This is a genomic window from Bartonella sp. CM86QHHN, assembly GCF_042194695.1.
Classification (GTDB): domain Bacteria; phylum Pseudomonadota; class Alphaproteobacteria; order Rhizobiales; family Rhizobiaceae; genus Bartonella.
Map to the genome: position 1 here is coordinate 1 of NZ_JBHIND010000100.1, position 20,666 is coordinate 20,666.

At 38.6% G+C, this 20,666-nt stretch carries 15 protein-coding genes and 1 tRNA gene; 14 read left to right on the plus strand and 2 right to left on the minus strand.

Features of this window, described 5'->3' with window-relative positions:
* From ACFIKX_RS09860 to ACFIKX_RS09920, 13 genes are all read left to right on the plus strand, one after another.
* Nucleotides 1-469 (plus strand): EF-Tu/IF-2/RF-3 family GTPase (locus ACFIKX_RS09860; RefSeq protein WP_375629610.1); only part of this gene is annotated, 469 nt, incomplete at its 5' end.
* Between the two features lie 47 nt (nucleotides 470-516).
* Nucleotides 517-592, plus strand: a tRNA-Trp gene (locus ACFIKX_RS09865).
* A 199-nt stretch (nucleotides 593-791) separates the two neighbouring features.
* Nucleotides 792-1,004, plus strand: a complete 213-nt coding sequence (secE, locus tag ACFIKX_RS09870; RefSeq protein ID WP_273790652.1) for a preprotein translocase subunit SecE — start codon at nucleotides 792-794, stop codon at nucleotides 1,002-1,004.
* A gap of 20 nt (nucleotides 1,005-1,024) precedes the next feature.
* Nucleotides 1,025-1,555, plus strand: coding sequence for a transcription termination/antitermination protein NusG (gene nusG, locus ACFIKX_RS09875; protein WP_273790740.1), 531 nt, complete (start codon nucleotides 1,025-1,027; stop codon nucleotides 1,553-1,555).
* A gap of 150 nt (nucleotides 1,556-1,705) precedes the next feature.
* The gene (rplK, locus tag ACFIKX_RS09880) at nucleotides 1,706-2,134 is read left to right on the plus strand and encodes a 50S ribosomal protein L11 (RefSeq protein ID WP_273723157.1); all 429 of its coding nucleotides are present in this window, start codon (nucleotides 1,706-1,708) and stop codon (nucleotides 2,132-2,134) included.
* A 4-nt stretch (nucleotides 2,135-2,138) separates the two neighbouring features.
* On the plus strand, nucleotides 2,139-2,843 hold the full coding sequence (gene rplA / locus ACFIKX_RS09885) for a 50S ribosomal protein L1 (protein WP_375613460.1): 705 nt from the start codon (nucleotides 2,139-2,141) through the stop codon (nucleotides 2,841-2,843).
* Between the two features lie 354 nt (nucleotides 2,844-3,197).
* On the plus strand, nucleotides 3,198-3,716 hold the full coding sequence (gene rplJ / locus ACFIKX_RS09890; protein ID WP_012755027.1) for a 50S ribosomal protein L10: 519 nt from the start codon (nucleotides 3,198-3,200) through the stop codon (nucleotides 3,714-3,716).
* Between the two features lie 101 nt (nucleotides 3,717-3,817).
* The gene (gene rplL / locus ACFIKX_RS09895) at nucleotides 3,818-4,189 is read left to right on the plus strand and encodes a 50S ribosomal protein L7/L12 (RefSeq protein WP_273790654.1); all 372 of its coding nucleotides are present in this window, start codon (nucleotides 3,818-3,820) and stop codon (nucleotides 4,187-4,189) included.
* Nucleotides 4,190-4,478: 289 nt separating this feature from the next.
* Complete coding sequence (rpoB, locus tag ACFIKX_RS09900; protein WP_375612113.1) at nucleotides 4,479-8,627, plus strand: DNA-directed RNA polymerase subunit beta; 4,149 nt, start codon at nucleotides 4,479-4,481, stop codon at nucleotides 8,625-8,627.
* 172 nt (nucleotides 8,628-8,799) lie between these two features.
* Nucleotides 8,800-13,011 (plus strand): DNA-directed RNA polymerase subunit beta', encoded by a 4,212-nt coding sequence (rpoC, locus tag ACFIKX_RS09905; protein WP_375613463.1) that lies wholly within the window; start codon nucleotides 8,800-8,802, stop codon nucleotides 13,009-13,011.
* Between the two features lie 725 nt (nucleotides 13,012-13,736).
* Nucleotides 13,737-13,940: a hypothetical protein gene (locus ACFIKX_RS09910; protein WP_375613464.1), complete on the plus strand. Its 204-nt coding sequence runs from the start codon at nucleotides 13,737-13,739 to the stop codon at nucleotides 13,938-13,940.
* A 205-nt stretch (nucleotides 13,941-14,145) separates the two neighbouring features.
* A complete protein-coding gene (locus tag ACFIKX_RS09915) occupies nucleotides 14,146-14,835 on the plus strand; it encodes a nitroreductase (protein ID WP_375612167.1) in 690 nt (229 codons plus the stop codon).
* Nucleotides 14,836-15,175: 340 nt separating this feature from the next.
* Nucleotides 15,176-16,567: an L-serine ammonia-lyase gene (locus tag ACFIKX_RS09920; RefSeq protein WP_375620780.1), complete on the plus strand. Its 1,392-nt coding sequence runs from the start codon at nucleotides 15,176-15,178 to the stop codon at nucleotides 16,565-16,567.
* Nucleotides 16,568-18,397: 1,830 nt separating this feature from the next.
* Here the strand turns inward: ACFIKX_RS09920 and ACFIKX_RS09925 are convergent.
* Complete coding sequence (locus tag ACFIKX_RS09925; protein WP_375629616.1) at nucleotides 18,398-18,676, minus strand: hypothetical protein; 279 nt, start codon at nucleotides 18,674-18,676, stop codon at nucleotides 18,398-18,400.
* Between the two features lie 32 nt (nucleotides 18,677-18,708).
* On the minus strand, nucleotides 18,709-20,058 hold the full coding sequence (locus tag ACFIKX_RS09930; protein WP_375629618.1) for a D-alanyl-D-alanine carboxypeptidase: 1,350 nt from the start codon (nucleotides 20,056-20,058) through the stop codon (nucleotides 18,709-18,711).
* A gap of 234 nt (nucleotides 20,059-20,292) precedes the next feature.
* Between ACFIKX_RS09930 and clpS the strand changes: the two genes are divergently transcribed.
* Nucleotides 20,293-20,664 carry an ATP-dependent Clp protease adapter ClpS gene (clpS, locus tag ACFIKX_RS09935; protein ID WP_375612119.1) on the plus strand — a complete coding sequence of 124 codons (372 nt, stop codon included), beginning with the start codon at nucleotides 20,293-20,295 and terminating at the stop codon, nucleotides 20,662-20,664.
* Nucleotides 20,665-20,666: the final 2 nt, after the last annotated feature.

Below are 20,666 nucleotides of genomic sequence, written 5' to 3' on the forward strand. Positions count from 1 at the left end.
TGGAGAGGAAATCGAGATTATCGGTATTCGTCCAACGTCTAAGACGACGGTTACAGGCGTTGAAATGTTCCGCAAGCTTTTGGATCAAGGTCAAGCGGGTGATAATATAGGGGCTCTGCTACGTGGTGTTGACCGTGAAGGGATTGAGCGTGGTCAAGTATTGGCAAAGCCAGGATCTGTTACACCTCATACACGTTTTAAAGCAGAAGCTTACATTTTGACAAAAGATGAAGGTGGACGTCATACACCATTTTTCACGAATTATCGTCCTCAGTTTTACTTCCGTACGACGGATGTTACAGGTATTGTTACGCTTCCAGAAGGAACGGAAATGGTTATGCCAGGTGACAATGTTGCGATGGATGTTTCGTTGATCGTTCCGATAGCGATGGAAGAGAAACTTCGTTTTGCTATTCGTGAAGGTGGTCGTACTGTTGGTGCCGGTATCGTCTCTAAGATCATTGAATAAATAATGCTTGTTAAAGGGGTGTTAAAAGTGTTTTAGTTTTGAGAGTTAGGGGTATAGCTCAGTTGGTAGAGCGGCGGTCTCCAAAACCGCAGGTCGCGGGTTCAAGTCCTGCTGCCCCTGCCAAAGGGGGATTTTACATATAAGGGAGTGGATTTTGCTGCCTTTTTCGCTTTTTTTGATATGGGGCTTGTTTTTTTGTGTGTGAAACGGTATTGAATAGAAAGTAAGGAAATTGCATAAGTCTGAAAGTTGGCTTTTGCGTTTTTTCCTGTTTATTTTGTTCTATAAAACACAATAGGACTAGAGAGAGTATAGTGTGACGATGGCATCTAAAACCAATCCGATTACCTTTTTGAAGCAGGTTTATGCAGAAACAATTAAAGTGAAATGGCCTACACGTCGTGAGACGGTTATTTCTACTATTATGGTTTTGTTGGTAACTGCATTGGCTTCAGCTTTCTTTTTTATTGTGGATCAGGTTATGCATTTTGGTGTTTGGCGGGTTATTGATCTTCTGAAATATCTTTTTAGTTGAGAATGTAAGGAAGTGTGACTGTGGCAGCTCGTTGGTATATTGTTCAGGCATATTCAAATTTTGAAAAGAAAGTAGCGGAAGCTATTGATAAGGAGGCAAAGCAAAAGGGACTTGATCATCTTTTTGAAAAGATTTTTGTTCCAACAGAGCGTGTTGTAGAGGTTCGTCGTGGACGCAAAGTTGATACTGAGCGAAAATTTTTTCCTGGTTATGTTCTTGTTCGTGCTGAGTTAACAGATGAAGTTTATCATCTTATTAAGAATACGCCTAAAGTGACAGGTTTTTTAGGGTCGGATGCGCGTCCTGTTCCTATTTCTGATCGAGAGGTTGAGCAAATTCTCAAACAAGTTCAGGAAAGGGTTGAGTCTCCAAAGTCCTCTGTATTGTTTGAGGTTGGAGAGCAAGTTCGCGTTGCTGATGGTCCTTTTGTTTCGTTTAATGGAATTGTTCAAGAGGTTGAAGAAGAGCGCTCTCGTCTTAAGGTTGAAGTGCTTATTTTTGGGCGTCCTACGCCTGTTGATTTGGAATTTGGTCAGGTTGAAAAACTCTGATTAAACTTAGAGTAGTTTTAATTACTTTAAGGAAGGAGTGGGAGGTGATTTATAGCTTTTGTCGGCTTAATGATCCGAACCACGTGACTGCAAGCGGGTAACGGGCAAGATGAATTGTCAGTATACCAGTGAAATTAAAGGCAGATTGTTATGGCAAAAAAAAGTATAGGTCAGCTTAAGTTGCAGGTTCCTGCAGGAGCTGCTACTCCATCTCCACCAATTGGTCCAGCTCTTGGGCAGCGTGGTATTAATATCATGGAATTTTGTAAGGCGTTTAATGCAGCGACACAAGAAATGGAAAAGGGGGCACCGATTCCAGTTGTTATTACGTATTACCAAGATAAGTCTTTCACCTTTTCTCTCAAGACGCCTCCTGTATCATTCTTTTTAAAGAAGGAAGCAAACCTGAAATCTGGCTCAAAAGAGCCCGGTAAAGTGTCTGTAGGAAGCATTTCTCGCGATAAAATTCGTTCGATTGCGGAATCAAAGATGAAAGATCTTAATGCGAATGACATTGAGGCAGCAATGCGTATGGTTGAAGGTTCTGCTCGCTCGATGGGCTTGGAAGTGGTGGGCTAATATTATGGCAAAAGTAGCAAAAAGAATAAAAAATATCCGAAAAGATATTGATTTTAATGAACTCTACGCTTTAAAAGATGCCGTTTCAATGGTTAAGGAGCGTGCCGTTGCTAAGTTTGATGAAACAATCGAAATTTCAATGAACTTGGGTGTTGATCCTCGTCATGCAGATCAAATGGTTCGAGGCGTTGCTCATTTGCCTAATGGAACAGGGAGAAATATTCGTGTTGCCGTTTTTGCTCGTGGGGATAAGGCTGAGGAAGCTAAGGCGGCAGGAGCTGATATTGTGGGTGCCGAAGATTTATTTGAAAGCGTTAATAGAGGGACTATAGATTTTGATCGTTGTATTGCAACGCCAGACATGATGCCTCTTGTTGGTCGTCTTGGTAAGATTCTTGGTCCACGGAGTTTGATGCCGAATCCGAAAGTTGGTACTGTAACACTTGATGTCGCCGGTGCTGTCAAAGCTTCTAAAGGTGGTGCTGTTGAGTTTCGTGTGGAAAAAGCTGGTATTGTGCATGCTGGTATTGGTAAGGCTTCTTTTGGTGTTGAAAAAATCGTAGAAAATATAAAAGCCTTTGCAAGTGCAGTTATTAAAGCCAAACCGCAAGGTGCAAAAGGTGAGTATATTAAGCGCGTTGCTGTTTCGTCGACTATGGGAATTGGTGTTAAAGTTGATCCAGCAACGGTTCGTTCAGAGCTAGTATAAGCTGATTTATAATTTTGTTTTGGGGTATGGGAATATCAAAATTGTATTTAAAATGCTGATTTTGATCAGCTCGCTATCTAAGCTTTATAGGGCTTAGGTTGTACCGGGAGAAATTCCGGAATATCCTGTCCGAGATTGTAGGTGATGCTTTTAAGTATCTTAATCAAAAAAACCTGCATGAGACTGGGGTAAAAACTGAGAGTTAAAAGACTTAAAGGGTTTGAGCCAAGGTTGCCTTTGAACGCTGTGCGTGAAAAAGGGGACAGGATCCTCATCGGTGACATGAAGTATTTTATGTTATCAAAGGTAACCAACAGGTTTGTTTTAAGCAAATCTGTTAAATGGAGAGAGACAGTGAATAGAGCGGAAAAACGCGAATTTGTTACATGGCTTAACGAGGCTTTTCGGAAGTCTGGTTCTGTTGTTGTTGCACATTATTCCGGTCTGACAGTTTCACAGATGAATGATCTGCGTTCGAAAATGGGTGAAGCTGGCGGTGCCGTTAAGGTCGCCAAAAACCGTCTTGCTAAAATCGCTCTTCAGGGCACGGAATCTGAATCGATAGTGGGTTTGTTTACTGGACAAACACTTATTGCTTATTCAGAAGATCCAATCACAGCACCGAAAGTTGCTGTTGATTTTGCGAAAAGCAATGACAAATTTGTCATACTTGGCGGTTCAATGGGTGCAACAAGTTTAACTGTAGATGCTGTGAAGTCATTGGCTTCATTGCCTTCATTAAACGAGTTGCGTGCAAAACTTGTGGGTATGATTTCTACCCCTGCGACCCGTATTGCACAGGTTGTTAATGCCCCTGCTGGTCAGGTTGCACGTGTCATTGGAGCATATGCTCAGGAGGATAAGGCGGCTTAAGGCTGTTTGTATTCACGTTTATGGAAGAGCTTTAATGCTTTTCTGTTTTTTTGAATAAGATTTAATAATGGTTCAAATCTTTTAATTGAAGGAATTTAAAAATGGCTGATCTAGAGAAGATCGTAGAAGACCTTTCTAATCTAACCCTTTTGGAAGCCGCTGAGCTTTCTAAGTTACTTGAAGAAAAGTGGGGAGTTTCGGCTGCTGCTCCTGTAGCTGTCGCTGCTGTTGCTGGTGCTGCTGCTCCAGCTGCTGAAGAAAAAACAGAATTTGATGTTATTCTTGTTGAAGGTGGCGCACAAAAAATTAATGTTATTAAGGAAGTTCGTGCTCTTACTGGACTTGGTCTTAAAGAAGCTAAAGATCTGGTTGAAGGTGCACCTAAGCCTATTAAAGAGGCTGCTTCTAAAGAAGAAGCAGAAAAAATTAAATCTCAACTTGAAGCTGCCGGTGCTAAGGTGGAACTTAAGTAAATTTAATTTTATCGGCGGGCATTTATGTTCGCCGATTTTCTTTCTCTTAATACAAAGAGGGAAAATAATGAGTAAAAAACTTTTCCCAATGGTTTCGTAACAGGAATGGGATAGGTTTGGATTACTTACCCCTTCATCATAGAGTCAAAGAGATAAATGGCTTATGTTGGTGGGGAAAGTTAATGATGCTCATTATTGAGTGTCAAGTGAACTGGTCTGCATATGCAGGTTAATGGTATAAGGCTTTCAAGGTTGGTCTACCTTGAAGAGTAAAGATCAAGGAGCGACGATGGCTCAGACTCACGCAATGATGTCTCAATTCAATGGTCGTAAGCGCGTACGGAAATTTTTTGGTAAGATTCCTGAAGTAGCAGAAATGCCGAATCTTATTGAGGTTCAAAAAGCCTCATACGATCAATTTCTCATGGTTGAGGAACCGAAAGGTGGGCGACCAGATGAAGGTTTGCAAGCTGTTTTTAAATCGGTTTTTCCTATTTCAGATTTTTCCGGTACAGCTATGCTTGAGTTTGTAGGTTATGAATTTGATTTACCAAAATTTGATGTTGAAGAGTGCCGTCAACGTGATTTAACTTATGCTGCCCCATTAAAGGTCATATTGCGTTTGATTGTTTTTGATGTTGATGAGGATACTGGCTCCAAAGATATCAAAGACATTAAAGAGCAAGGCGTTTATATGGGCGATATGCCTTTAATGACGACGAATGGTACCTTTATTGTTAATGGTACGGAGCGTGTTATTGTTTCTCAGATGCATCGTTCTCCTGGTGTCTTTTTTGACCATGATAAAGGAAAGTCCCATTCATCAGGAAAGCTTCTTTTTGCTGCTCGTGTTATTCCGTATCGTGGTTCTTGGCTTGATATTGAGTTTGATGCTAAGGACATCATTTATGCGCGTATTGATCGACGGCGCAAGATTCCTGTTACTAGTCTTTTGATGGCATTAGGTATGGATGCGTCGGATATTTTATCGACGTTTTATGATAAAGTGACTTATGAGCGTGATGGAGAAGGATGGCGAGTTCCTTATTCTGTGGATCGCTTTAAAGGAATGAAGCTCATTTCTGACCTTATAGATGCAGATAGTGGTGAAGTCGTTGCGGAGGCTGGTAAAAAATTAACAGTTCGTACTGCGAAGTCTTTGGTAGAAAAAGGACTTAAAGCGGTTAAAGTTAGTGAAGATGATTTATTAGGTTGTTATCTAGCCGAAGATATCGTCAATTACGAAACAGGTGAAATCTACCTTGAAGCTGGTGATGAAATTGACGAAAAAGTATTAAAAGTTCTGCTCGATGTTAGTGCTGATCAAGTCAATATTCTTGATATTGATCACATGAATATTGGCGCTTACATCCGCAATACTTTGAAGGTGGATAAAAATGAAAGTCGGCAGGATGCGTTATTTGATATTTACCGGGTGATGCGTCCAGGTGAACCTCCAACAATCGATACAGCAGAAGCAATGTTCCATTCATTGTTTTTTGATCCAGAGCGTTATGATCTTTCAGCTGTCGGGCGTGTTAAGATGAATTTACGTATGGATCTTGATTGTCCAGACACAGTTCGCATTTTACGCCAAGAGGATATTCTTGCTGTTGTTAAGATGTTGGTTGAATTGCGTGATGGACGTGGTGAAATTGATGATATTGATAATCTTGGCAACCGTCGCGTTCGTTCCGTCGGGGAGTTGATGGAAAATCAATATCGCATTGGTCTTCTTCGTATGGAACGTGCGATAAAAGAGCGTATGTCATCGGTTGAAATTGATACAGTTATGCCACAGGATTTGATCAATGCAAAGCCTGCGGCAGCAGCAGTCCGTGAATTTTTTGGGTCTTCACAATTGTCGCAGTTTATGGATCAAACCAATCCATTGTCAGAAATTACCCATAAGCGCCGTCTTTCTGCTCTTGGTCCAGGTGGTTTGACTCGTGAACGTGCGGGTTTTGAAGTCCGTGACGTACATCCTACGCATTATGGTCGTATTTGTCCGATTGAAACACCAGAAGGCCCCAATATTGGTCTGATTAACTCCTTAGCAACATTTGCGCGAGTTAACAAATATGGCTTTATTGAAAGCCCATATCGAAAAATTATTGATGGAAAAGTCACAAAAGAAGTTATTTATCTTTCAGCGATGGAAGAAGCAAAGCATTATGTCGCTCAGGCTAATTCTTCATTAGATAACGAAGGTCGTTTTATAGAAGAGTTTGTTGTTTGCCGTCATGCTGGTGAAGTTTTAATGGCGCCGCGTGATCATGTTGATTTGATGGATGTTTCACCAAAACAGTTGGTTTCAGTTGCAGCAGCGCTTATTCCTTTTTTGGAAAATGATGATGCGAATCGTGCGCTTATGGGATCGAACATGCAGCGTCAAGCAGTTCCTCTTGTACGCGCTGAAGCGCCATTTGTTGGGACGGGAATGGAATCTATTGTTGCGCGCGATTCAGGAGCTGCTGTGAGTGCAAAACGTAGTGGTGTTGTTGATCAAGTCGATGCTACCCGTATTGTTATCCGTGCAACAGAAGATTTAGATCCTTCAAAATCAGGCGTTGATATTTACCGCTTACAGAAATTTCAGCGTTCTAATCAGTCCACTTGTATTAATCAGCGTCCTCTTGTACATGTCGGTGATAGGGTAGAGAAAGGTGATATCATTGCAGATGGTCCATCCACGGATCTTGGTGATTTGGCTCTTGGGCGGAATGTTCTCGTAGCCTTTATGCCTTGGAATGGATACAATTATGAAGATTCTATTTTGTTATCCGAGCGCATTGTTGCTGATGATGTGTTTACTTCAATTCATATCGAGGAATTTGAAGTTGCGGCACGCGATACAAAACTTGGACCTGAGGAAATTACGCGCGACATTCCTAATGTTGCGGAAGAAGCGTTAAGAAATCTTGATGAAGCTGGCATTATTTATATTGGTGCTGAAGTTCAACCAGGTGATATTTTAGTTGGAAAGATTACCCCGAAAGGTGAAAGTCCCATGACGCCGGAAGAAAAGCTTCTGCGTGCAATTTTTGGGGAAAAGGCATCCGATGTTCGTGATACTTCTATGCGTATGCCTCCTGGGACTTTTGGTACTGTTGTTGAAGTTCGCGTTTTTAATCGCCATGGCGTGGAAAAAGATGAACGTGCGATGGCAATTGAGCGTGAAGAAATTGAGCGTTTAGCAAAAGACCGTGATGATGAACAGTCTATTCTTGATCGCAATGTTTATGCGCGCCTCACCGATATGTTGACAGGTAAAGTTGCTGTAGAAGGTCCGAAAGGCTTTTCGGGTAGTAAAAAGCTTGATAGTACAGTAATGGGGCATTATCCGCGATCCCAGTGGTGGCAATTTGCTGTTGAGGATGAAAAGCTTCAAAATGAAATTGAAGCTTTGCGCAAGCAATATGATGAATCAAAAGAAGCATTACAACGTCGCTTTATGGATAAGGTTGAAAAGGTCCAAAGAGGTGATGAAATGCCTCCTGGTGTCATGAAAATGGTGAAAGTTTTTGTGGCTGTGAAGCGCAAAATCCAACCAGGTGACAAGATGGCGGGACGTCACGGGAATAAGGGTGTTGTTTCACGTATTCTTCCCGTAGAAGATATGCCATTTCTTGAAGATGGGACCCATGCTGATATCGTCTTGAATCCGCTGGGTGTGCCTAGTCGTATGAATGTTGGACAAATTCTTGAAACGCATCTTGGTTGGGCATGTGCGGGGATGGGCAAGAAGATTGGTGCTTTGTTAGAGTTATATCAAGAGACTGGGGATATATTGCCGTTGCGTCAGCGTATTGAAAATCTTATGCCTGATGATAATCATAATGAACCAGTTCGTCAGTATGATAATGAAAGCCTTTACAAATTGGCATTGCAGATGAAGAAAGGGGTTTCAATTGCAACGCCTGTTTTTGATGGAGCACATGAGTCTGATATTAACATGATGCTGGAAGACGCAGGCTTAGATAGTTCAGGGCAGGTTACGCTTTATGATGGTCGTACTGGGGAGCCTTTTGATCGTCCAGTAACGGTGGGATATATTTACATGTTGAAATTGCATCACCTTGTTGATGATAAGATTCATGCGCGTTCTATTGGTCCCTATTCACTTGTTACGCAGCAGCCATTAGGAGGTAAGGCACAATTTGGTGGTCAGCGTTTTGGTGAAATGGAGGTATGGGCGCTTGAAGCTTATGGTGCTGCATACACTTTGCAGGAGATGCTAACAGTAAAATCAGATGATGTGGCTGGTCGAACAAAAGTCTATGAGGCAATTGTGCGTGGTGATGATACATTTGAGGCAGGTATACCCGAAAGCTTTAATGTGTTGGTAAAAGAAATGCGCTCACTTGCTCTTAATGTGGAGCTTGATGATGCGCGTGAACTTATTGCACAGCGGGCATTGTCTGATACGGCAGAATAATAATTCAAGGAGCGCACTAGAAAAGGGCTGCGCTCTTATTACTTTAAGAGGCTCAATAACCTTATTAAGGCTATACAGGTCATTTTTAAAAGTAAATGTATTTTAAAGAAGATCTGTTATAAAATAAATGAGATATTACAACAGGTTCTAAGAATCTTTGAAGGAGAACAGCATGAACCACGAGGTCATGAATCTTTTCAATCCTCAAGCGCCAGCGCAGACATTTGACTCTATTCGTATTTCTATTGCGAGTCCTGAGAAAATTTTGTCCTGGTCGTATGGTGAGATTAAGAAGCCTGAGACTATTAATTATCGGACTTTTAAACCAGAACGTGATGGTCTTTTTTGTGCACGTATATTTGGCCCTATTAAGGACTATGAATGTCTATGTGGCAAATATAAACGCATGAAGTATAAGGGCATTATTTGTGAAAAATGTGGTGTAGAGGTTACTCTTTCGCGCGTACGTCGTGAGCGTATGGGGCATATTGAACTTGCGGCACCCGTTGCGCATATATGGTTTCTTAAATCATTACCAGGCCGTATTTCTACACTTTTAGATTTAACTTTAAAAGATATTGAACGGGTTCTTTATTTTGAGAATTATATTGTAACCGAACCAGGGTTAACATCTCTTAAGCTCCATCAGCTTCTTTCTGAAGAAGAATATATGCTTGCTATTGATGAATTTGGAGAAGATCAGTTTACAGCTATGATTGGCGCTGAAGCTATTTACGAGCTTTTAGCTAGTATGGAGTTAGATAAAATCGCTAATGATTTGCGTCTTGAATTAGCTGAAACAACTTCAGAGTTAAAGCAGAAAAAATTGATTAAACGACTTAAAATCGTTGAAAATTTTCTTGAATCTGGAAATAAGCCAGAGTGGATGATTATGAAAACAATTCCGGTTATTCCACCGGATTTGCGTCCATTGGTTCCGCTTGATGGTGGGCGTTTTGCGACATCAGATCTGAATGATCTTTATCGGCGTGTTATTAATCGTAATAACCGCTTGAAACGGCTGATTGAATTGCGAGCTCCTGGAATTATCGTACGCAATGAAAAGCGTATGGTACAAGAAGCTGTTGATGCATTGTTTGATAATGGACGGCGTGGGCGTGTGATTACTGGAGCCAATAAACGTCCTCTTAAGTCTTTATCAGATATGTTGAAGGGCAAGCAAGGACGTTTTCGTCAGAACTTACTTGGGAAGCGTGTTGATTACTCGGGGCGTTCTGTTATCGTGACGGGTCCTGAATTAAAATTGCATCAATGTGGTCTTCCCAAAAAAATGGCTCTTGAATTATTTAAGCCTTTTATTTATGCGCGGCTTGATGCAAAAGGCTATTCATCAACGGTAAAGCAGGCAAAGAAGCTTGTTGAAAAAGAACATCCAGAAGTTTGGGATATCTTGGATGAGGTTATTCGTGAACACCCTGTTTTGCTCAATCGTGCACCAACATTGCACCGTTTGGGAATTCAAGCTTTTGAGCCTATCTTGATTGAGGGAAAAGCTATACAGCTACATCCATTGGTGTGTACTGCTTTTAATGCGGATTTTGATGGTGATCAGATGGCGGTTCATGTTCCGCTTTCTCTTGAAGCACAACTTGAAGCCCGTGTTTTGATGATGTCCACCAATAATATTCTTCATCCGGCCAATGGTGCTCCCATTATTGTTCCCTCACAGGATATGGTTCTTGGTCTTTATTATCTTTCAATTGTTTCTGAAAAAGAACCAGGTGAAGGAATGGCCTTTTCTGATATAGGTGAGCTTCATTATGCCTTGGAAAATAAGGTTATAACGCTTCATACGAAGATTAAAGGCCGTGTTAAGAATATGGGGAAGGATGGAAAAGAAGTCTCTAAACTTTATGATACGACACCTGGTCGTTTGATTATCGGTGAGCTTTTGCCAAAAAGTGCGGATATCTCATTTGATATTGTCAATCAAGAGATGACGAAAAAGAACATTTCTAAAATGATTGATCATGTTTATCGGCACTGTGGACAAAAAGAGACGGTTATTTTTTGTGACCGTATTATGCAGCTTGGCTTTTCTTATGCTTGTCGTGCAGGAATTTCATTCGGTAAGGACGATATGGTTATTCCTGATAGTAAGTCGCGTTTAGTCGCAGAAACAGAAGCTTTGGCTAAGGAGTACGAACAGCAATATAATGATGGTTTGATTACACAAGGTGAAAAATACAATAAGGTTGTAGATGCTTGGGGTAAATGTACAGATCGCGTCGCAGATGAAATGATGAAACGTATTCAAGCTGTCGATTTTGATCCTAAAACAGGTCGTCAACGGCCGATGAATTCTATCTATATGATGTCGCACTCTGGTGCTCGTGGTTCTGCTAACCAGATGAGACAATTGGCCGGTATGCGTGGATTAATGGCAAAACCATCGGGTGAAATTATTGAAACACCCATTATTTCAAATTTTAAAGAAGGTCTAACTGTTAATGAATACTTCAATTCCACGCATGGTGCACGTAAAGGACTTGCTGATACCGCGTTAAAGACGGCGAACTCTGGTTATTTAACACGGCGTCTTGTTGATGTTGCACAGGATGCTATTATTTCAGCAGTTGATTGTGGTACCGCAAAAGGGCTTACCATGCAGCCGATTGTTGATGCAGGACAAATTGTTGCCTCCCTTGGGCAAAGAATTCTTGGTCGTACAGCGCTTGTTGATATTCTACATCCTGTCTCTGGAGAGGTTATCCTTGAAGGTGGAGCAATGATTGAGGAAGCTGATGTCGCGAAGATTGAAGCAGCTGGGATTCAATCTGTTCAAATTCGTTCTGCATTAACATGTGAAACACGTCTTGGTGTTTGTGCAAAATGCTATGGTCGTGATTTGGCGCGTGGAACACCTGTTAATCAGGGAGAAGCCGTTGGTGTTATTGCTGCTCAATCCATTGGTGAGCCGGGAACACAGCTTACTATGCGTACTTTCCACTTAGGAGGAACTGCGCAGGTTGTTGATTCATCGTATTTAGAGGCATCTTATGAAGGTAAGGTGGAGATTCGTAATCGTAATGTGGTTCGTAACTCTGAAGGCCATTTGGTTGTTATGGGGCGTAATATGGCTATCCTTATCAAGGATGAATTAGGAAAAGAGCGCGTTGTACATCGTGTTAGCTATGGTGCTCATATTTTTGTTGATGATGGTGATGTGGTTAAACGTGGCCAACGTATAGCAGAATGGGATCCTTATACACGTCCAATTTTAACGGAAGTTGAAGGCTATGTGGGTTTTGAAGATATGATTGATGGTTTATCTGTCACTGAAACAGCTGATGAATCTACGGGTATTACGAAGCGTTTGGTGATTGATTGGCGCGCTAATCCACGTGGTGCGGATCTTAAACCAGCTATTATTATTCACACGGATAAAGAAGGTGAATCCATTGCTAAATTGTATAAGGGAGGTGAAGCCCGTTATATGATGTCAGTGGAAACTATTCTTTCTGTTGAGCTTGGTGCTCATGTTAAGGCTGGTGATGTTATTGCTCGTTTGCCAATGGAAAGTGCCAAGACGAAAGATATTACGGGTGGTCTTCCTCGTGTGGCTGAGCTTTTTGAAGCGCGTCGTCCAAAGGATCATGCGATTATTGCTGAAGTTAGTGGTACAATTCGATTTGGCCGTGGTTATAAGAATAAACGTCGTATCATTATTGAACCAAATGATGAAACTCTTGAGGCAGTAGAATACTTGATTCCAAAAGGTAAGTTGTTCCACTTCCAAGAAGGCGATCAAATTGAAAAGGGAGATTATATCCTTGATGGTAATCCAGCACCTCATGACATCTTGGCGATTAAGGGGGTTGAAGCTTTGGCATCTTATCTTGTTAATGAGATTCAGGAGGTTTATCGTTTGCAGGGAGTTCTTATTAATGATAAGCACATTGAAGTGATTGTTCGTCAAATGTTGCAAAAAGTTGAAATTACTGAATCTGGAGATTCTGGTTATATTCCAGGTGATAATGTTGATCGTATTGAACTTGATGAAATCAATGATAATTTGATTGCAGAAGGTAAGAAACCTGCATCTGGTAATCCCATTCTTCTTGGAATTACAAAAGCTTCTCTTCAAACGCCTTCTTTCATTTCGGCGGCATCGTTTCAGGAAACAACACGTGTTCTTACTGAAGCCGCAGTTTCTGGTAAAATTGATACTTTGCAAGGACTTAAAGAGAACGTTATTGTCGGTCGTCTTATTCCAGCAGGTACGGGTGGTACAATTTCTCAAATCCGTCGTATTGCTGCAGTTCGTGATGATTTGATTGTAGATGAGCAGCGTAAGTCTAGTAATAACGAAGTGGCTAAGGCTATGTTGACAAATATGACAACTGGGGCCGTTGCTGAATAATTTAAATACAACATCACATAATAAAAAACGTCTGAATAGAACGTTCAGACGTTTTTTTATTTCGAAATACAGAAGTTGTATATTTTCTTGAAAAATATCAAAAATTATAAGGCGATAGTTATTTTAAACATCTTTAGTAGCTTATTGTTTTGTAATGATGCTTATCTTTTTTGTTACTTTATTTTAAAGTTTCTTAATTTCTAAAAGCAGTATAGAAAGTTTTTTCCCAAATATGTGAAACTCAAAAATCATATTCAAGGAAAAGAGTTGATTATCTACAAATCAAATAATGATTGATTTTGAATTTGAGGAAATTTTTTGATTGATATCTTCTACAAAGCTTTAAAAAGACTTATAATGAAAAATCAATAGTCTTTTCTGGAATCTAAAAAATAATTGATTCTCTATTATACAATGCTTGTACGATAAGAATGTATTTTCTTATAAATTAGAATGCAGGAAAGTAGAGATTGGGGTGCTTATTAAGTTATATAAAAAATAGACATATTTCTTATAACAATGTGATCTATGCAGACAGAATAATAAAATGTACGAATATTATTCAATTGGAAAATTAACACGTGAGTTTTCAATAATAGCTCGAACTTTGCTATGAAGAAGAGGGACTTCTTATCCCTTTTCGGTGTGGAAGTACACGGATTTATACATAAACGGATCGTCATAAGTTAAAACAAATCCTGTATGCTAACAGAGTAAAATTTTTGTTGTCTGAAATATCTGATATGTTGACAATGGTTGGAAAACCACCTGATGATGAGAAAAAGCTTAAGAAATTAATTGCAGGAATTCATAAAAAACGAACTGATTTAAAGCAGATGCAGCATGATGTTGATGATCTTCTACAGGATTTAGAACGAATTGAAGAGAGTTTTTTTGAGAGCTTAGCGGAGTTGGGGGGTAGTCATTGATTATAAATTTATTTTGTCTTCTTTTAGACTAATTTCTTTCTCTTAAAAGAGATAGATTATACCGTCTCTAAGGGGAATATTTACCACTGCGTGAAATGTGTAAGTCATTTAAAGAAATAGAGTGTTTGAAAAAGCTGCAAAGGTATTTTCGCAGTATATTATTCTTGATAAGAAAAAACTATTTTTCATAAAGAAAGTAAAAACAATGACAGTTTCTCCTATGAGTGTTTTTCAATCTATATTGTCACGAAAGTCAATTCGCGCTTTTACTGATCAGCCAGTTAGTTTGGAAACAATCAAAGAAATCTTAAAACTTGCAGCACGTGCACCATCTGGAACAAATATTCAGCCATGGCAAGTAATTGTGCTTACAGGAAGTGTATTACAGAAAGTAGGGCAAGAGCTTTCACAACTTGTGCTTTCAGGTGTAAAAGGAGAGCGTGAATATAGTTATTATCCACGTCAGTGGCGTGAGCCTTATATTTCAAGGCGTCGAAAAGTTGGTTTGGATCTTTATCAGAGTCTTGGAATTCAAAAAGGTGATGAAGAAAAAATACTTCATCAAAAGGCGCGAAATTTTTTATTTTTTGATGCACCTGTAGGACTCTTATTTACAATGGATCACGACATGGAAATGGGGAGTTGGCTTGATTTGGGTATGTTTATGCAGACCATTATGTTAGCTGCACGTGGATTTGGATTAGATACCTGTCCTCAAGCTGCTTTTGCTGATTATCATAAACAGATTCGTACGCTTTTATCTATTCCTTCTGATCGCCATATTATCTGTGGTATGGCACTTGGTTATCGCGATATGAGTGCTCCAGAAAACAATTTTGAGACAGAACGAGAATCGTTAGAAAAATTTGTACGTTTCATTGAAACATACCCATAAAATATTTTATACAATTAAGCATATGTTTTGAAGAACTTAGTGCATTATGAAAAATATTTCCGATAAGATTTCTCATCCTTATTGAATTTTAATATTGCATATTAACACTTATTTTACTACGTTTGGAACATTGGGAGTGGTGACTCTAGGGGCATTGTCCGTTTTAAAGGTTGGCTAATGGAAAACACTATAGAAAGAAAGTGTTGGGTGGTAGCAAGACGAGCGACATTCGTGTTTATTGTTGTCATTTTTTTAGTTTATCTCGCAATTTGATTTTAAACGGAAGAAACGTTATGAAAAAGCATATATGCTCAAGCTGTACTATAGTTTAAGGTGATACGTGTTTCTATCTGTTTTTGAACTTTTTAAAATTGGGATTGGTCCTTCTAGCTCACATACGATGGGACCAATGACTGCTGCTAATATGTTTTTGCAAAAGATAGGAGATTTTTCTCAGTCGTCTGATGTTCAAGTTTCTCGTATACGTGTTTATCTTTATGGTTCTTTAGCTTTCACGGGTATTGGTCATGCAACAGATAGAGCTATCATATTAGGACTTTTAGGAGAAAAAGCTTCTACTGTTGATCCTGATAGCATGGGGTTTTTGTTAGAAAAAGTTATACGTGAAAAAAAAGTGCAACCAGAAGGTCATCCCGCTTATCAGTTTGATGTGCAACGTGATCTTATTTTTGAACGAAAGCAAATCCTCCCTGGACATACAAATGGACTAGCCTTTGAAGGACTTGATACTGATGGGAATGTTCTGTTGCGGCAGATTTATTATTCTATCGGTGGTGGCTTTGTTGTGACTGAGGATGAATTAAGCCATATGAATGATAATATACAACCAGAAGCATTTGAGGTACCATATCCATTCGATTCTGCTTGTACAATGTTATCAATGGCAGAAAAATCAGGGCTTTCAATTGCTGAAATGAAGCGCTTAAATGAAGAAACAAAGATAGAGCGTTCTTCTCTTGATGTAGGGCTTGATGAAATTTTTTCAGCGATGACAAATTGCATTGATAGAGGTCTTTCACAAGAAGGTGAGTTGCCTGGTGGATTGCGTGTTTTAAGGCGCGCTAAAAAGCTGCATGAAACGCTTTTGGAAAAACAAAAGAAAAATTACAATTATCCACTTTGGGCAAATGATTGGCTTTCGGTATATGCTATAGCAGTCAATGAGGAAAATGCAGCGGGTGGTCGTGTTGTTACAGCACCAACAAATGGAGCAGCCGGTGTCGTCCCAGCCGTTTTGCGTTATTATCTTCAGTTTAATGATGATTCAGATCGAGAGGGAATACATAATTTTCTATTAACGGCAGCAGCTATAGGCGGTGTTATCAAACATAATGCCTCTATTTCTGGTGCAGAAGTTGGGTGTCAAGGTGAAGTTGGAACGGCATCTTCAATGGCCGCAGCAGGGTTGACCGCAGCGTTAGGTGGAACACCAGCTCAAATTGAAAATGCGGCAGAAATTGCGCTTGAACATCACTTGGGAATGACATGTGATCCTGTTGCAGGTCTTGTACAAGTGCCTTGTATTGAGCGTAATGCAATGGGAGCTGTTAAGGCGGTAACGGCTTCTTCTCTTGCATTATATGGTAATGGAGATCATTTTGTTTCTCTTGATGCTTGTATAGAAACAATGCGCCAGACTGGTCATGATATGAGTGAACGCTATAAAGAGACAAGTAAAGGTGGTCTTGCAGTCAATGCGATATCTTGTTAAGAGCTGGAACATTTTTCAATCCATAACTGGACTTTTTGGAGAGAGATCGTATTTCCTAATAAAGCTTATGTTTTTTGTTCCTTATAAATCAAAATTCCGCTTTAATGCAGCAGTAGTTTGAAATAAATCTGAGATGATTCAGTGTTTTCTTAACGAATAATAGCTTTTTCATGCAAGCTTGGAGGCGAGAGTGTTCTACATCTGTTTGATTTGTCTCTAAAATAGGAAAAAAGTTTAATTTGGAAAAAATAAGAAAGCGTAAAGTAAAATTAGTGATCAATCTGCCATTATTTTTAGCTGGGTTTTATGGCTTTAAAAAGTTTCCATAGCCATATATCTTTTAAGTAATGGAAGATTATGCCTGAGGATCCAAGGAAAATTTGTTTTAAGTCTGAATAATTATGATGAAGAAAGTAGAATTTTAAAGGTTTTAATTTTTTAAAAGTGAAGTTTTTTTCTACCTAGTATGATAAAAAATGCCTTGAAAAAAACACTAATTTACAATAATTAAGAGATATATTGGAAATATCTTTTTTATTTATAAATTTTGTACCGACAAAAAAATTAAAATAAATAATAACGTATACATTAAGAAATATTTATAAAAATTCTCATGAGAATAGAATGCACACGATAGAACATTGTCGTGTTACGCGTTCGTGAGTTCGTTTTAAAAAAATATCTCTCAGGCCTCCCCCCAAGCTCATTTCGCGATGGCACCTGTGAATGATATAACGGTAAATCCATTGAGCTGTCTCTATCTTTATGCTTAATAAAAAGAAGTACGCTGGCATGGTTACACACTTTACCAGAGCCCCCCCTCTGTACAGGGGGACTAAAGCACTTGGCATTTGAAACGGTTCATTATAGGCATTTTTAGTCTTTTTGGGACAGTTTCACGCTACACACTAATCTCGCTCATAACATGCAAGAGACGGTTTTGATTGATTCAACATAAACAGATTTTAAATGAGAGAATCTTACGATATTCGAGATTCTCATCTAACAAACAAAATAATTAATTATCTTTATAAATCAGTATCTTGCATATGAATAATATAATGTAAGTTTTCCATGAATGGTATAAAATCTATAGAGTATTAGCATCTTTATTTATAAAGGGAGAAAACCAGCACTATCATCCTTTTTTCAACTTTCAATATTACAAAAGATCCTAGTACTTGAAATGATTCATAAGGGATACTTTGATTCCTTTTGTAAATGCTTTATATGTCAATTTTGCTCGTGATGAGCAAGCGAGCGATTTTGACTGATTCAATATAAGAAGTAAAATAAGAGTATTTTACGAAAATCTCTTGTTCAATATGCAAAAAATAAATTATAATTATAAATTAAAATCTTATGGGAATCGTTATCATAATATTTAATCTGATAATTTATTTACGTTTTTTCATCGATAGTATTTGTATTTTCCAATTTTCTGTGCCTGTTGACATAAATACAAGTAAGAGAAGTGAGATTGTTTTTTTTTACAGCGTTTATGTTGTATAGGGAGCGTTATTAAGAGGGATTTTCTTTATTGAACTTTTACAATAATCCCACCAAATGATAAGCTTTCATCTAATGAAGCTATTCATTTTTCCAGAAAGATATGAAGGATAATTTTTTATATTAAATCCAAAAGTGGAAAAATATTGGGTATTTTTATGTCCTTAACAATGTTTTATTGAAAGCTTGGAGATATTGGATAGTTGGAAAAGCTGTCAGAAAATTCAACAATTTAAGAAAAAAGTATGTTTATCAAAAGGTTTTCTAAGGCTGTAGATAATGGTTAATAATAAAATAATTTTTTAGAGAGGGTCTGTAGAATTAAATATTTGTTGCTCCTAAACGGATTTTAATAGGCACATTACCAGTTTGGCTCGCAACGCGTAAATGAATGCGTACAGGAGGCATTATGAGACGACGGTTGCGCATTGTTTGGCAAATGAGAAGGTTAACAAGAGACTGTGTATCTAATGCAGTAGAATTATATTTTAAACCAGTAAGTTTTGCGGCAGCATCGTGAAGAGGACGCAATGAAAGGAGGGATGATTGCTTCAATAAAATTTCTTTTTTATGGAATGAAGCAAAAGCATTATCTGTCATAATACTATCCTTAACGCAGAATTCAAAAATTTTTAGTAGGCTACAGTATAGCAGTTAAAATTTGCTTTCTTTAATGTAGAGCAAGCGTCAAATGCAGCTTTTTTTGATTGAAACCCTGTAAAGCGCGCTCGGTAATAACGCCGCCCATTTTTTTCAAACAGTTGCATGTGTGAAGATGCGTGCTTTAAAGTAGAAAAAGCTATATTTTTTGCTTTTAAAAGTAGAGTTTTTGCTTGTTCTTCACTAGGAAGAGAACCAATTTGGATAGCCCATCCGGCATTTTCGGACAAAGAGACTGTTACAATTTTATGAGTCTCAGCCGGTATAGTTTTTTGAGGATTCGGTATTGGTATAATTACCTTATTGACAGCCGTTATTGCGATATTGGAGTTTTTAGGTTGTTCTGCAAATGCTGTCAACATAGTCGAAATTTCATCGTCAAAATTACTTGAATCAGCTTTAATGGTCGGTATAGGAGTATTGGCCCCAGTGGGTAAGTGATAGCGTACAGAAGCTATTAAACGTTCACCACTTTTCATTTGGCTTGCTTTGGGCAAATATTGATTCAATAAGCTAGCCATATGCTCGTCACGTGCAGTAGATGATTTACCTCCCATAACAACAGCGACAATAGAGCGCCCCTCAAGACGCATCGAAGTTGCTAAATTAGAACCTGACATTTGTGTGTAGCCTGTTTTAATTCCATCGACACCTTTCATTATTTTAACAAGTTTATTGTGGCTGTTAATTTTATGTCCACGGAAATTAAAACTTTTTGTTTTGAACAATTTATATTGTTTGGGAAAATGTTTACGTAAAGCTAATGACAAAGTCGCTATATCTCGTGCTGTAGAATAATTGTGCACATCCGGAAGTCCTGAAGCATTTGCAAAATGTGTATGTTTCATGCCAAGTTTACGAGCTTTTACTGTCATCATTTGAGCGAATTTTTTTTCACTACCTCCAAGATATTCTGCAATGGCAGCAGCAACATCATTTGCGGATCTTGTAATGAGTGCTTTAGCTGCTGATTCTGCAGAAATTGTTTGGCCTGCTTTAAATCCAATTTTTGTCGGTGGACGCATTGCTGCATAATGTGAAACAGGAATTGGTGTATTTGGTGTCACACGACGCATCTGCATAGCTTCAAAGAGTAAGTACAATGTCATCATTTTTGTTAAAGAAGCAGGATAACGTTTCAGTGTTGCATTGGCTTGAAATAAAGTTTTTCCCGTAGTAGCATCTATAACAATAGCCGCATACTTATCAGGATAGGCGCCTTGAGGTGTGGCGGATGCCCAACAGTAAGAAAAAGCTAACATAACAAAAGAAATTGCTATTGTTTTACAGTAGCGCATAATTTTTTGATAATTAATATACACTTGCAGTATCCTATTTCTCCATTTATCCTAAAAAACTTCTATAAAGCTTCCTTTTCTGTAATTTATTGATGCAGTTTAGACGAATGGTATTACTAATTTGTTTACAGAAGTTATTTTATGAGTGAGTGATTGAAGTCTAACCATAGAGGGAAATTTTTTTCTAATACAAACAGGTATTGCAATAGTTATGAAAGAATTTAAAATTAATAAAAATGTGCTGCATGGAAAACGATAATGGGACAGATGCTCATAATAAACTCTATAGCTCATATTATGCATAATGAAAAGGGCAAGAATTGGGATGAAGGTAGGCATGGTGCGGTTATAATGCCTAAGGCTAGAGAAAAACTCGAAAAACCTAAATTATGTCGAGTTTTTTTGCTTAATGATGATTACACACCTATGGATTTTGTTGTTTTCGTTTTGAAGAACTTTTTTAAAAAAAGTTTCGAAGAGGCAACGCGGATAATGTTAAATGTTCATCACAATGGGATAGGAGAATGTGGGACTTACACTTATGAAGTCGCTGAAATGAAAATATTACAAGTGAGGGAATGTGCGCGTCAAAATGAACATCCGTTACAATGTGTAATGGAATGGAAGTGAGG